This is a genomic window from Leifsonia sp. McL0627 (assembly GCF_058244615.1).
The window spans coordinates 41,550-55,551 of record NZ_JBZCGM010000004.1 but is presented as its reverse complement, the minus strand read 5'-3'; the positions used below and the strand labels follow the sequence as shown (position 1 = coordinate 55,551).

Annotated in this window: 12 protein-coding genes; 9 read left to right on the top strand and 3 right to left on the bottom strand. The window is 67.3% G+C overall.

Annotation, left to right across the window (positions count from 1 at the left end; all coding sequences use genetic code 11):
* Window positions 1-29 precede the first annotated feature (29 nt).
* Window positions 30-710 (top strand): HXXEE domain-containing protein, encoded by a 681-nt coding sequence (locus AC37TH_RS15020; RefSeq protein WP_490765165.1) that lies wholly within the window; start codon window positions 30-32, stop codon window positions 708-710.
* Window positions 707-1,666: an amidohydrolase family protein gene (locus AC37TH_RS15015; RefSeq protein WP_490765164.1), complete on the top strand. Its 960-nt coding sequence runs from the start codon at window positions 707-709 to the stop codon at window positions 1,664-1,666. Before AC37TH_RS15020 ends, AC37TH_RS15015 begins: the two co-directional genes overlap by 4 nt.
* A gap of 36 nt (window positions 1,667-1,702) precedes the next feature.
* Here AC37TH_RS15015 and AC37TH_RS15010 read toward each other — a convergent pair whose 3' ends face one another.
* Complete coding sequence (locus AC37TH_RS15010; RefSeq protein WP_490765163.1) at window positions 1,703-3,058, bottom strand: outer membrane protein assembly factor BamB family protein; 1,356 nt, start codon at window positions 3,056-3,058, stop codon at window positions 1,703-1,705.
* A 306-nt stretch (window positions 3,059-3,364) separates the two neighbouring features.
* Here AC37TH_RS15010 and AC37TH_RS15005 point away from each other — a divergent pair, with 306 nt between their 5' ends.
* Window positions 3,365-4,561 carry a mannosyltransferase family protein gene (locus AC37TH_RS15005; protein WP_490765162.1) on the top strand — a complete coding sequence of 399 codons (1,197 nt, stop codon included), beginning with the start codon at window positions 3,365-3,367 and terminating at the stop codon, window positions 4,559-4,561.
* 75 nt (window positions 4,562-4,636) lie between these two features.
* The gene (locus AC37TH_RS15000) at window positions 4,637-5,671 is read left to right on the top strand and encodes a DUF4037 domain-containing protein (RefSeq protein WP_490765161.1); all 1,035 of its coding nucleotides are present in this window, start codon (window positions 4,637-4,639) and stop codon (window positions 5,669-5,671) included.
* A 172-nt stretch (window positions 5,672-5,843) separates the two neighbouring features.
* Here the strand turns inward: AC37TH_RS15000 and AC37TH_RS14995 are convergent, their stop codons facing one another.
* A complete protein-coding gene (locus AC37TH_RS14995; RefSeq protein ID WP_490765160.1) occupies window positions 5,844-7,535 on the bottom strand; it encodes an alkaline phosphatase family protein in 1,692 nt (563 codons plus the stop codon).
* 267 nt (window positions 7,536-7,802) lie between these two features.
* Here AC37TH_RS14995 and AC37TH_RS14990 point away from each other — a divergent pair, with 267 nt between their 5' ends.
* From AC37TH_RS14990 to AC37TH_RS14975, 4 genes are read left to right on the top strand one after another with little or no spacing between them, the layout of a single operon-like run.
* Window positions 7,803-8,729 carry an ABC transporter ATP-binding protein gene (locus tag AC37TH_RS14990; RefSeq protein WP_490765159.1) on the top strand — a complete coding sequence of 309 codons (927 nt, stop codon included), beginning with the start codon at window positions 7,803-7,805 and terminating at the stop codon, window positions 8,727-8,729.
* Window positions 8,726-9,505: an ABC transporter permease gene (locus AC37TH_RS14985; RefSeq protein WP_490765158.1), complete on the top strand. Its 780-nt coding sequence runs from the start codon at window positions 8,726-8,728 to the stop codon at window positions 9,503-9,505. The genes AC37TH_RS14990 and AC37TH_RS14985 overlap by 4 nt, the downstream gene beginning before the upstream one ends.
* On the top strand, window positions 9,502-10,770 hold the full coding sequence (locus AC37TH_RS14980; RefSeq protein ID WP_490765157.1) for a sensor histidine kinase: 1,269 nt from the start codon (window positions 9,502-9,504) through the stop codon (window positions 10,768-10,770). The genes AC37TH_RS14985 and AC37TH_RS14980 overlap by 4 nt, the downstream gene beginning before the upstream one ends.
* The gene (locus AC37TH_RS14975; RefSeq protein WP_490765156.1) at window positions 10,767-11,435 is read left to right on the top strand and encodes a response regulator; all 669 of its coding nucleotides are present in this window, start codon (window positions 10,767-10,769) and stop codon (window positions 11,433-11,435) included. The genes AC37TH_RS14980 and AC37TH_RS14975 overlap by 4 nt, the downstream gene beginning before the upstream one ends.
* A 25-nt stretch (window positions 11,436-11,460) precedes the next feature.
* Here the strand turns inward: AC37TH_RS14975 and AC37TH_RS14970 are convergent, their stop codons facing one another.
* Window positions 11,461-12,108 carry a TetR/AcrR family transcriptional regulator gene (locus AC37TH_RS14970; RefSeq protein ID WP_490765155.1) on the bottom strand — a complete coding sequence of 216 codons (648 nt, stop codon included), beginning with the start codon at window positions 12,106-12,108 and terminating at the stop codon, window positions 11,461-11,463.
* 153 nt (window positions 12,109-12,261) lie between these two features.
* Between AC37TH_RS14970 and AC37TH_RS14965 the strand changes: the two genes are divergently transcribed.
* On the top strand, window positions 12,262-13,941 hold the full coding sequence (locus tag AC37TH_RS14965; protein ID WP_490765154.1) for an ABC transporter substrate-binding protein: 1,680 nt from the start codon (window positions 12,262-12,264) through the stop codon (window positions 13,939-13,941).
* The last annotated feature ends 61 nt before the right edge of the window (window positions 13,942-14,002 follow it).

Sequence of the window (14,002 nt, the reverse complement as noted above, 5' to 3'; positions counted from 1 at the left end):
CCGAATAAGTGAGATGACTGGAGGGTGTGATGAGCAAGTCAGGTGATTTCTATCGCAAACAGTGGCCGCGCGTTGGGGCGGTCACCGCTATGGCACTCGGGGGCGCAAGCGTCCTGGTGGCCAGCGGGAAGAGGCGGGACCTCAATCTGAGGGCGCTGTCGGCCATGAACTCGATGGCGATGTCCGCTCACCAGTACGAGGAGTACGTCGACCCTGGCTATTTCCCCGGCATGGCCAATCGCACGATGTTCAAAAGCGACCAGCCGCGAAATTACCCCATGAACACCCAGGGGCTGATGTGCGCCAACGTCGGATTCTCGGTGTTCTACGCGCTCCCTGTCCTCTTCCCGAAAGTCAAATGGCTCACCCTTCCGGCGGCAGCGCTTGGGATCTTCCAGGCCTTCGGGCACGGAGTATTGATGCCTCGATTGGCTCATAAGCACTACAGCCCCGGGTTCCTGACCTCGTTCTTCCTGCACGTTCCCATCGGCATCGCGACTATCCGCGCGGTTCATGCGAAGGGGCCGATCACGGGCGGGGACGTGGCGAAGTCCATTGGCGCCCTCGGAGTGTTCCTGCTTGCCGGCGTCCTTGCACCGAACTACCTCGCAGCCGACAAGAAGTCCCCGTACGTCATCCCCGACAACCAAATGGGGAGCTACGACGTGGAACCAGACGAGGTGGTGGCCGAGTCCGAGGACGCGGCATGAAGATCATCACGGTCGAGGAGCACTTCAGCGTTCCCGGAACAAGTGCGATGGCGAGCATGGGTTCGGCCGGAAACGCACTCGGGGGAAGCACGATGGACACCGGGCTGGTCGGAGGTGCAGACACACGGGGCCTGTCCATCGACGATGCCAGGGTGGCCGCCATGGACGCGGCCGGGATCGACGTCCAGGTGCTCTCTTCGCCGGAAACCCGGGCGGAACATGTCCGCGAGACGAACGACTACGCGCACGAGGCGACTCGGCGATATCCAGGGCGGTTCGCCGGATTCGCGACGCTGCCCTGGACGGATCCGGAAGCCGCCGCCGTTGAACTGAAGCGGTGCGTCGACGACCTCGGGTTCGTCGGGGCTTTCGTCACCAATCGTGTCGAGGACGAGTTCCTGGATGCGGAGAGGTTCGACCCTGTGCTGAAGACAGCGGTCGAGCTGGGCGTTCCGATCAACATCCACCCCGGCCTGCCGCCGGAAGCGATCCGCACGGCGACGACCGCCCGGCTGTCGCCGATGGTCGGCGCCGTCTTCTCCAGCTTCGGCTACGGGTGGCACGTCGATACGGGCGTGCACGCCCTGCATCTGATCCTGTCCGGTGTATTCGACCGCTATCCCGAGCTCCAGATCATCCTCGGCCACTGGGGTGAGCTGATCCCGTACTACCTGCCGCGACTGGAAGACAGGATGCCGCCGCGAGTGACCGGGCTCAAGCGACGCATCACCGACTACTTCGTCGACAACTTCCACATCTCGCCGAGCGGCATCTTCGACTACCGGGATCTGCAGCTCTGCATCCAGATGATCGGTGTCGAGCGCATCCTGTACGCCGTCGACTACCCGATCATGGGGTTGGAGGGCGCCCGCCCGTTTCTCGAGAACGCGCCGATCTCGGACGCGGACAAGGAGAAGATCGCACACGAGAACGTCGAGAAGTTGTTGACGTTGTGATCGCCGAGCGACACGGTCTGACTCGGCGGCCGACTCCTAGCCGGTTCCACGAAATGCCTGCACACCCGTGTCTGTCCCGATGAGGAGCAGCCCGAGCGCGGTGCTGGGGCTCACGAAGTGCGGGACGGAGGCGTCGAGCTTCTGCCGTTGAAGCAGGGCGCCGGTGGCGGCGTCGAACTGGCTGACGGTGCCACCCGGGTATTGCACTGCCCAGACCGTCCCGCCGACGAGGATCGGTGAACCGTTCGCGCCGGGGAGGAGAGGGCCGAGCTGATCGCTGTCGAGGTTCACTGTCTGGATTCCGCCGCCGTTGCAGGGGACGAAGAGGAGGTTCGCTGCGTGATCGTAGGCAGCTCCGCCGTCCGGGTCGCTGCCGCAGATTCCGCCGATCGACGCTACTTCCGAAAGGTCGGACTGGCGGAGGAGGAAGCCGGTATCGGTCTTTCCCGCGACGAACAGCAGTCCCCCGGGCAGCAGCACCGGGTTGCCGGTGCCCAGGTCGTCGTCGGCGCCCGCCGACTGGTCCTTGAACGCGGCAAGCGGTTTCAGATCGCTCGACAGTTTGACCACGCTCTCCGCATACTCCAGGGGGTCGGGGCCGCCCGCGGGCGGGTCCGGGTTGGAGTTGCCTGTCGACACGTAGAGGTTTCCCGCCGCGTCGACCGCCGGTGCACCGCCGCCCTGCCAGATCGCCCCGCCCTGGCCGTCCGGGGCCGCCTCGAAGACAGAAACGCCGGGCGCGCCGTTCTCGTTCACCCCGACCACCCAGCCGTGGTACGCACCGCAGTCGCCGTCGTTGCCGCCGTACGAAATGTAGACGCGACCGTTCGCCAGGGCCAGCGACGCCCGCTGCAAAAGGTGCACCGGATTCTCTCCCGCGGGCAGGGGCGGATCGACCGGCTCCGAGAGCACCGTCTGCCCCGTGGCGATGCGTATTCCCTCCAGCTGGTGATGCACCGTTCCAGCTCCGTTGCTCACCTCGCCCACGACGAACACCGTCCCTGTAGCGGGGTCGACGGCCGGCGTGCTGGTGACTCCGAGCGGATCGATGTTCCCGCAGCCGCCCACCGAACCGACATCGGTCAGTGGTGCCCCGAGCGAGTCGGACCACACGACGTTCCCGGTGGCGGGGTCGAGCGCCACCACCCGGTTCGTCTCGGTCGCGGCGATGATGCGGCCGCCCGAGACGACGGGTTCACCGAAGACCGCGCCGCCCAGGTCTGCGGACCAGGCCCTGGTGAGCGAGGCGAGGGAGGCGCCGGCGCCGACCGCTCCGGTGCGGGACGTGTCGGCGTGGTAGGTCGACCACGCTGTGATTCCCGGAATCGGGACCGGGACCGGGGTGGCGGACGCGAACGGTGTCGGACGGGAAGGCGACGGGGTGCTTGACACTCGGGACAGTGTCGGAGATGGAAGGCCGTTCGCCGAGCACGCCGCGAGCAACAGCAGGCCCGACAGCACGCCCGCCGGCGCGACCGTCCAGAGGCGGACTCGCGTGCGGCCACCGGATTCCCGCGTCGCGCGGTGCATGGCCACATTTTAGGCCGGTCCGAAGACAGGGTGTGACCTCGATTCCTGAGCGCATTCGATTCTCTCTGAGTGCTTTCGAGTGCCCCTGCGTACCGTTTCCCCTTGTCGCCGCAGGTCGGTTCGTTTGGATGGGGCCGTGGCGGGGACGAGTGAGGAGACGGCCGGGCGATGACCAGCGCGCGCCAGTATCAACGCTCCGTCACGCGGGGGTCGCGACTGGCCGGTTGGCTGCGGTCCAGGGCTGTGGTCGTGCCGGTCATGCTCTGGGCGGTCGCGCAAGCCGGGATCTTCGGCTGGGCGCTGTGCGCGCGAGAGGTGACCCTCCTCATGGGCGGCCGCCCGGCCGGAGTGTCCCCGGCGATGCTCCTTTTCCATTGGGACACGGGGTACTTCGCCCTGATCGCCGAGCACGGCTACGTCGGCTCCGGCACCCACGCCACCTGGACGGCGTTCTTTCCCGGCTTCCCGCTCGCGGCTCGGCTGCTGACGACGATGGCGGGCGCGCCGCATCCCGATCTGCAGCAGGTCGCGATCGCGCTCGAAACGGTTGTGACCATCGCTTCGCTGGTGGCGGCCGTCCTGTTGTACCGGTTGGCGCAGCGTCACTACGGCGAGAGGGTCGCCGCCGCGGCGACTCTCGTATTCGTTGCGGGCCCGTACGCGCTGTTCCTTGCGGTGCCGTACTCCGAGGCACTGTTCGTCGCTTTCGCCCTCGCCGCGTGGCTGTGCGCCGAGCGCGGACGATGGTGGACGGCTGGCCTGCTCGCAGCGGGGGCTTCGCTCACCAGGGTCGAAGGGGTCTTCCTGATCGCCGGGCTCGCCGTGACGATCGCCCTGCGGCTGCATCAGCGCGAAGAGCCCTTTCTGTTGAAGACGCTCGGCACGGCGGCGATCGGCTCGGCCGGCGTCCTCGGCTACTGGGCGGCGCTCTGGGTATGGACGGGCAATCCACTGGCCTGGTTCGCAGCTCAGCACGCCGGCTGGCACCGATCGTTCACCATGCCGTGGGCCTCCCTCCTCAACACGATCGAAGCCCTCTTCGTGCCACCCTGGCCGCACGAGGTGCAGAACGCTGCCGACCTGGCCTTCGCGGCGCTGATGGTCACCGGGCTAGTGGTCCTGATCCGACGGCGGCAGTGGGGCTTCGCAACATTCGTCGGTCTGACAGCAGCGGCGATGATGACGAGCACCACCTACATGTCGATCGCCCGCTCGACAGCAGTGCTGTTCCCGCTGACCATCCTGATCGCGACGACAGCGACCGACACGAGCAGGCGATGGATCTTCCGGCTCGCGATCGGAGCCGGCATCGTGCTTCTCGCGTTCAACACCGCACTCTTCGTCAACAGCGTCTGGGTCGACTGAGAAACGTCCGCGGATGCGTCGATTGTGCGAGGCGCGGCCTCTATGATCCGAAAAGTACGAATGAGGCGGGGAACAGTGACGGACGACGCGACAACGGGAATCGCGCTTTCGCGCGCATACTTCGAGGACATCATCGATCCGATCCTCGCACCACGCTTTCCCGGTATGACCTATGCTGCGGGCCGACTCGGTGCCGGATCCGACGTTCTCGGCCTTGACGACGCGACCTCGCGAGATCACGACTGGGGCCTTCGCCTCAGCCTTTTCGTGCCCGAGAGCCAGGTGGCGCACGTGGACGCCGAACTCGAACGGTCACTTCCGGACACCTTTCTGGGCAGGCCCACTCGATTCGCGTTCACGGGGCAGACCGAATCGCGTCATCATGTCGAGGTCGGCGCGGTGGCGGGGTTCGTTGGGTCGCGGCTGGGCTTCGACCCACGCGACGCCTCCTCCGTCAGCGATTGGCTGTCGCTCTCCGGGCAGGCCGTGCTCGAGGTCATGGCTGGACCGGTGTTCCGAGACCCGAGCGGGGATCTCGAATCCGTGCGTACGGCGCTGGCCTGGTATCCGGACGACATCTGGCGGTATGTCCTGGCCTGCGACTGGATCCGGATCGCCCAGGAGCTCCCGGCGATGGCTCGCGCCGCCGACGTCGGTGACGAAATCGGCTCGCGCATCATCGCGTCCCGGCTGGCGCACACGACGATGCATCTGGCGTACCTGCTGGAGCGTCGGTGGCCGCCGTACGCGAAGTGGTTCGGATCGCTTTTCCAAGGTCTTGCGATCGCTGGCGACGTGAGCCCGGCCATTCGCATCGTGTTGACCGCGAACGATGCCGAAAGCCGCCAGCGCGGTCTCGCCGCTGCTCTGGACGCGCTGGTGCGCGTGCAGAACGCGCTCGGCCTGACCGATATCGCGCGTGCGACGATCCCCTTCTGGGACCGGCCGCATCTGCATCCGGACCCGGCGATCGCGGCCCAACTGCTCGATTCGATTCAGGACCCCGACGTTCGATCGCTGCCACGAGGCCAAGGCTCCATCGAGCAACGGACGGACAACGTCGATGTCCTCGTCGACGTCCGAGCACGCCGGAAGCTCGTCGCCGGCTGAGGCTAGGCATGTGAGGCCATCAACCTCGGGCGTGCGTCCCGGCATCGCGAATGCCCATCCCGAATGCCCATCCGGTTTGAAGTCCAGTGCTCAGCAGCGAAGGAGCTGTGGCCGGACGACCAGTGGGAGCGGCGAACCCCTTCGCCGCTCCCACGAGCCTTGCACCGCCCGGTTACCGCTGCGGCAGCACCTTCGTGCCTTCGATCCTCACGGCCTGCAGCTTCTGCGGGTTGAGTCCGAGGGCGGCGAGGATGGTCGGGGCGATCTGCGTGGTCTCGACCGGCGAGTTCACCCTGCGGTGGTCGCCGTCGGCAAGGTTGCTGACCACCAGCGGAACGTTGCGGTCGGCCGCAGTCGCGCCTCCGTGCTCGGCGATCTTCGACGTTCCGCCCGTGTAGACGACGCCGTTCTGCACGATTCCGAGGACATCCGGGATGCGCGGGTCGCCGGTCTTGGTGCCGTAGTAACGGGCGACCTCGGATCCGGCGTACGCCGTGGTCAGGCCGGAGGCCGCAACCGTGGTGGGAGTGTTGCTGACGGTGTTCCCGGCGGCCGAGTGCGACGTCAGGTACTGCTTGGCGAAGTCGGCGGCGGCCTGCGAGCGGTCGGAGAGCCACAGCTGCATGATGTCGTCGTTCGTGGAGAAGGCGACCAGCGCGGCCGCGTTCGGGTGGGTGGCCTTCCAGGCGGCGTTCAGGCCGTCGATGATCGGGCCGTCCGGGACGCGCTTCAGCAGGTTCGGGTCGGTGGGGGACTGGCCGTGCTTGGCCGACAGGATGATCTGGGTGTCGCGGAGGTGTCCTGTTGCGCGGAGTGCGGACTCGAACGACCCGATCGACGTGTTCACGAAGTCGAGCGACTTGGTGAGAAGGGGGCCGGGGACGGCGCCGCCGGGGAGGTAGCCGCCGGTCAGGCCATCGGAGGTCGGCAGCTTCTCGGCGGTGGAGACGGACTGGAAGTTCATTCCGAAGATGCCGGGGACGGACTGTGCCTTGGTTCCGGAGTGGTCCTTGCCGTGGATCTCGTTGACGACCGCCTGCACTTTGTAGCCGTCGTACTGGATCGTCGCTGCGTTGTCCTGGGTCCAGTCGCCGGTGTACGGCGCGCCGGCCTGGCTGTTGATCTCGGGGGTGAACAGGTCGTCGACGCCGGTGCCGGACGGGCCGTTGAGGATCTCGTATGCGGGGTGTTTGTCCGACCAGGCCGTGGTCATCCCGGCGCTCTTGGCCACTTCGAAGATCGTGTTCACCGTGAGGTACTGGTGCGGGTAGACCGGCTTGCAGGTGGCCGGGTCGACAGGGAGGGCCGCGGGGTCGAGCAGCGTGGCCGGCGCGTTCGTCATCGACAGGATGCTGCCGGGCAGGCCGGTGAGACCCTGGCCGGCGTCGATGGAGTTCATGTTCTTGTCCGCGGCTTCGGTGTATGAGACCTCAGCGCCGGGTGCGACCCCCGCGCAGTTCGTCGTTCCAGCGGGGAGCAGTGCGTGGTTGTACGTGTCGTCGTAGTAGACGCCCGTGGTTCCCGGGTTTCCGCCGGTGACCTGGCCGACCATCCCGGGGAAGGAGTCGGAGGGGACGGGGGTCTGGGCATGCGTGTACGTGGTGCCGCTCTTCACCAGCGCGGCGATCGCCGAGGTGGGATGCGTCGAGACGTACCAGTCGAGGTCCAGCTGGTGCATCCCGTCGACCGAGAGCAGCAGGACGTGTTTCGCGGTGGCGCCGTGGCTGTGGCCGTGTCCCGAGTCGCCGGAGCCGTGGCCGTCGCCGTTCTCGTCAGCGAGCGCAGGCGCCGCGCCTGCACCGGCAATGAGGACCAGGCCGAGCAGTGCGGCTGTCGCCGTGCTCGTCGTCCGTGTGATTTTCACAATCATCAACCCTTCTCATCCGAGGCCCCCGTTCGGGGGCAGAGTGCTTCGGCTCGATTGTGGCGACACCGGCCTGCCCACAGGGGGTTGATACGGAAGTCACGCTCAAGGTTCACGCCGCGTTCATCGCCCTCAGGGGAAGCTCACGGACTCGCCGCCCGACCCTACGAGAACGCATACGAATCGCCCGTGTGTACTCCAGATTGAGTAGGGGCGATCGGGTCGCGGATGACGACACGGGATGCGCGGCCGCCGCACGATTGCTGCATGACGACGATACTGACGGCAGCAACACGGGCACTCGTTGGCCCGGAGCCCGCGATCCGGATCGCCGGACTGCGAAAACGGTTCGGGCACACGGAGGCGGTGGCCGGCATCGACCTGCGCATCGACTCGGGTGAGACGGTCGCGCTCCTCGGCGCGAACGGCGCAGGCAAGTCGACGACGATCGGGATGCTGCTCGGCACGATCGCCCCGGACGCCGGGGCCATCCACATCGAAGGCCGCACGCCTCGCCGGGCGGTCGCCGCCGGACGGATCGCCGCGATGATGCAGGACACCGGACTGATGCCCGGCGTGACCGTGCGTGAGCTCGTCGCGCTCACGGCGTCGTTCTACCCCGAACCCGCGGACATCGGCGAGGTCCTATCGACCGCGGGCCTGCAAGGCGTGGAGCGTCGACGCGTCGATCGGCTCTCCGGCGGTCAGTCGCAACGCCTGAGATTCGCACTCGTCGCGGTCGCCAACCCCGCCGTCATGCTCCTCGACGAGCCCACCAGGGCAATGGACATCCAGGCGCGCGCGGACTTCTGGCAGAGGATCCGCGCCTTCGCAGCGTCAGGGCGCACCGTGCTCTTCGCCACCCACTACCTCGACGAGGTGGACGACAATGCGGAGCGCGTGGTGGTCATGGCTGACGGGCGGATCGCCGTGGACGCCACCCCGTCCGAACTCCGCACGCGCTCCGGCGCCAGCACCGTCCGTCTCAGCACGAGCGACCCGTACGATGCCGTGGCCCGGCTGGACGGAGCCGTCGACATCGTGCACACCGGCGACCGCTTCACCCTTCGCACATCGGACCCCGACCGCACTGTCCGGTCCCTGGTGGCCAGCGCGGTCGATTGGCGCGACCTCGAAGTCGCACCGCCGAGCCTCGACGACAGCTTCCTCGAACTCATCCGGGAGAAATCATGAACACCCGCTACCTCCGCATCGAACTCGTCCGCATCCTGCGCGACCCGAAATACCTCGCGCTCGCGCTGCTCGCGCCCATCGGTTTCTACCTGCTCTTCGCCACCATCTTCGGTGGTGGGCACACACCGCCGGGCGAACTGGATGCGCGCACCGAGATCATGGTCGCGATGGCCGCATACGGAGGGATCTGGGCGGTCCTCTCCACGACAGGGCCGCGCATCTCGGAGGAACGGCAGGTCGGCTGGTTCGATCAGCTCCGCACCATGCCCGTCGCTGCCTGGCGGGTGCTCGCCTCCAAGGTCGTCGCGAGCGTGCTCATGGCGCTTCCTGCCATCGTGCTGGTCTGCCTGACGGCCGCCATCGTAAAGGGCGTCAGTCTCAGTCCCGGCCAGTGGATCGCGCTCGTCGCGAGCATGTGGGTCGGCACCATCGCGTTCGCCGCCATGGGGATCGCGATCGGGTACGCGGTCGGTTCCGACGTCGCGTATGCCCTGAGCTACGGCCTCTACACCGCGATGTCGGCGCTCGGCGGCCTGTTCGCGCCTCCCGCCGTGCTGCCGGAGGGGATGCTCGCCGTCGCCCGCGCGCTGCCCAGCTATCAGCTGGCGAACCTCGGCTGGCACATCGCAGCGGGCGACGTGCCGGACCGGGCGAGCGTGCTCGTCCTCGGGGCGTGGACTCTCGGATTCGCCGCCATCGCGTTCGTCGCCTACCGCCGTCCACGGCTGGCCCGCTCGACCCGCTCTCGCGCACACGCGGATAAGCTCGCCGTATGAGCGCGCGCACGGGTGCGGCCGAGGTGCTGCGCGACCGCAGGGTGCTGGCGGTCGACGGGGCGATCGCCCTCGTCCTGGCGGTCATCACGGTGGCCGGCGTGGCCGTGGAACTCGACGGTTCTCCGTTCGCGTTCGGCTCCCCGGTCGGCGCATACCTTCTCGGCGTGGCGGCCTGCGCGCCCCTGCTGTTCCGGCGCGGCTATCCGGTGTCGGCGTCGTTCGCCATCCTCCTCGTCACCGCTGGATACCACCTCGCCGGATACCCGGGCCAGGCGCCAGCCCTCGCACTCTTTCCCGCCCTGTACGCGGTCACCGCCTACGGAACCCGGATCCGCTCGCTCGTCGTCGCTGTGGTCGTCGCCGCCCTGTGGTCGGTGATCCCGATGCTGCCGCCGCACGCGCTGCCGTGGACGTCCTGGGCGATTCTGGGACCCGCGATCGGGATGGTGTGGCTCGCCGTCGTCGGAGCCACGGTGCGACAGTCACGGCTCAGCGTGCGCCAGGGGTACGAGAGTGCGGCGGCGCTCGCCGAATCGACCATGCGCGAGGAGCAGGCGAAGGAGCGTCTGAATATGGCGCACGAACTCCACGACGTGCTCGCGCACACCATCTCGGTGATCTCGGTGCAGAGCGGTGTGGCCCTCGACAGGCTGGAGACGGACCAGGCCGGGGCGCGGCAAGCGATGACGACCGTGCGGTCGCTGGCGAGACAGGCGATCCCCGAACTGCGGGCCGCGCTGGAGATGCTGCGCAACCCGGCGGAGAACCCGCCGGACAAATCTCCGCAGCCTGGCCTCGCGCAGCTCGGCGACCTCGTCGACCGGGCGAGAGGCGCCGGCCTGGCCGTCGAACTGAGGCTGGAATCGGACGGGGCCATCCCGCCGCACATCGAACTGATCGCCTACCGGATCAGCCAGGAGGCGATCACCAACGTCATCCGCCATTCCGATGCCCGCAACGCCTGGATCTCGCTGGTGCGAACCGGTGTCGCGCTCGAACTCGAGATCACGGACGACGGAACCACGGCCGACGGCAGCACGGCCGACGGCAGCACGGCCGACGGCAGCACCGCCGACGGCTCGCCCAAGTCCGGGCTGGGGCTCACAGGGATGTCGGAACGGGCGGCGGCGGTCGGCGGAACGGTGGAGACAGGGTTCGTGCCCGGTGGCGGATTCCGGGTGTTCGCGACCCTCCCGCTCGATGACGGGAACCCGGCCGGGCCGGCGGCCCCGTCCATCCCGTCTGATGCGAGGTCGCCCCGATGACGGTGCGTGTGGCGCTCGCCGACGATCAGGCGCTCATCCGGGAGGGCTTCCGCGCGATCCTGGAACGCGATGACGACCTGGTCGTGGTCGGTGAAGCATCCACTGGACTCGATGCGGTCTCGCTGGCCAGGCGGCTGAAGCCGGATGTCGTGATCATGGATGTGCGGATGCCCGACCTGGACGGCATCCAGGCGACCGCCCGGATCACGGCCGACGCGACGCTCGCATCGACGCGCGTGCTGGTGGTGACCACGTTCGAGATCGACGAATACGTCTTCGCCGCCCTCCGCGCCGGGGCGAGCGGTTACCTCCTCAAAGACCTCGAACCGGATGAGCTGCGTCGCGCGGTGCACGTCGTCGCCGACGGCAACTCGCTGCTCGCGCCGAGCGTCACGCGCCGCCTCGTCGAAGAGTTCGCCGGACGCCCGACCCGCGATGCCGCCGTCCTGGAACGCCTGTCCGGGCTCACCGCACGCGAGAACGAGATCGTCGCCCTCGTCGGCCGTGGACTCAGCAACGACGAGATCGCCGGGAAGCTGCAGATCTCGGTCGCCACCGCGAAGACGCACGTGTCGCGGGCGATGCTCAAGCTCGCGGCGCGCGACCGTGCGCAACTGGTGATCTTCGCGTACGACGCCGGGCTGGTGATGCCGCCGGGGCCGTAGGCCGCACCACCGAACCGGTGTGCCTCTAGGCGTCCCGCACGTACGAGTTCAGCTCGGGCCCGGCGTTCAGCGCACCGTTCACGATGGCCTGGATCGCGAACTCGCTCGCCCCGGCCAGGTCGACCGCGGTCGGGTCGAGGAGCCACTGGAGCTGGAGGCCGTCCATCACGGCGAGGATGGAGGCCGACGCCTTGTCGATCGTCTCCGGCTCGGTGACGTTCTCCTGGGCGCAGAGTTCCCGGAACGCGGCCTCGACTTCGTCCCTGAGGTTGCTGTATCGCTCCTGGAAGTAGCCTTTCGCGGCGTGGTCTTCGGTGACCGACTCCGCGGAGAGCACGGTGTAGACCTGCACGATTCCGGGGCGCAGCGCGTTGCGCTGGGCGGTCGCCACGAGGTGGGCGAAGAGGGCAGGCCCGCCGGGGGCGTGGCGGTCGGCGAGGTGGGCGACGTCGTCCCTGTCGCGGAATTCGAGCACTTCGAGGAGCAGATTCTGCTTGGTGCCGAAGTGGTGCAGGACGCCGGCGTGGGTGATCCCGACCTGCTCCGCGATGTCGGCGAGCGTTCCGTTCGTGGAGCCTTTGGTGCCGAAAGTTTCGATGGCAGCGCGAAGGATTTCTTTGCGTTTGCGCTCTGTTTCTGGGCGTGGACTGGCACTGCCGCCGCTCGTGGCCATTCCTTTTCGCTTCCTGTCTGGTGCTGTTGCGAGTGAGCTTACCACTCAGTAACCTTGCCCCAACTTGCTTTCTGTCCAGTAAGCAAGTTAGTGTCAGCCGACATTCCAAGCATTCCCGGGCACAACGGATGTGCCTGCCAAGAAGGAGAAGCAATGAGGCTTAAGAAGTACTTGTTCGCAGCGTCGGCGATCGCGGCAATCAGCGCGCTCGCCCTCACCGGCTGCTCATCGGACGGCTCGTCCAGCTCGTCCAGCTCGAGCAGCGGATCGCTCACGGTCGCCAAGCCGGACGGCTCGGCCGTGCTCGCCACCCAGATCAACAACCCGTTCATCAGCACCGGGTCCGGGCAGTCGCTCGGCTACAACCGGATGATCTACGAGCCCCTCGCGCTGGTCAACCCGGTCGGGAAGAACGAGACCACCCCGTGGCTCGCCTCCAAGGTCGAGTGGAACGCCGACTACACGCAGCTCACGGTGACGCCCCGCGCGAACGTGAAGTGGAGCGACGGAAAGCCCTTCACGGCCGACGACATCGTCTACACGTTCAACCTCATCAAGAGCACTCCGGCCCTGGACCTGGCCGGCCTGAAGCTCTCCGACGTCAAGAAGGACGGCGGCAACGTCGTCCTCAGCTTCAGCGAGTCGAAGTTCGTCAAGCAGGGCGACGTGCTGCAGACCGCCATCGTCCCAGAGCACCTCTGGAAGAGCATCGCCGACCCGACCAAGGACGCGGTCAAGGACGCGGTCGGCACCGGCCCGTACACGATCAAGACCTTCTCGTCGCAGGGCGTCGTGCTCAAGGCGCGCACCGACTACTGGGGCGGCAAGGTCCCCGTTGCAACGCTGAAGTACCTCGAGTACAACGACAACACCGGCCTCCTCCGCGGCCTGCAGAACGGTGAGACCGACTGGGCTCAGATCTTCATCACCGACTACCAGAAGAACTACGTCGACAAGGACCCGAAGCACAACGTGTTCTGGGGCGCGAACGTTCTCAGCCCGGACATGATCGTGGTCAACACGACCAAGGCCCCGTTCAACAATGTGGCGTTCCGCAAGGCCGTCAACATGGTCGTCGACCGCACCGCGCACGCCGAGAAGGCGCGCAGCAACGCGGGCCCGGAGCTGAAGAACGTGACCGGCATCCCGCAGCCGACCGGTGACCAGTACATCGCCCCCGAGTACAAGGACCAGAACTTCAAGATCGACGTCGACGGAGCCAAGAAGGTCCTGACCGACGCCGGATACACCTGGAAGAGCGGCGCCCTGATCGACCCGTCCGGCACGCCGGTCTCCTTCACCCTGCAGGATCCGCAGGGCTGGAACGACTACGTCACCGGCATCCAGCTGATCGCCACGCAGGTGAAGAACACGCTCGGCGCCGACGCGAAGGTCGCAACCCCGGACGCCGACACCTGGACCACCAACGTGGCGACGGGCAACTTCGACGCCGTCCTGCACTGGAGCGGCTCCGGCTCGAACCCGTGGCACATCTACGACGACGTGATGAACGGTGCATACGTCGACCAGGCCGCCGGCGGCAAGGTGTCCGACAACTTCGGGCGCTACAACAACCCGGAGGCGAACGCCCTGCTCAAGCAGTACGCGCAGGCATCGGATGACGCGACCAGGACCGATGCGCTCAACAAGATCCAGAAGATCTTCGTCGACGACGTCCCCGCCATCCCGATCGGCACCCACCCGCAGCTCGCCGAGTACAACACCCGCACGTTCACCGGGTGGCCGAGCGAGTCGGACCAGTACGCGACCGCAGACCCGACGCAGCCCTCGGCTGTCCAGGTGGTCATGAACCTGAAGCCCGCGAAGAAGTAGTTCCCACAACGTCCGGGGCGGAGGACGGATTCGATACCAGAATCCGCCCCGGACGTTTCGC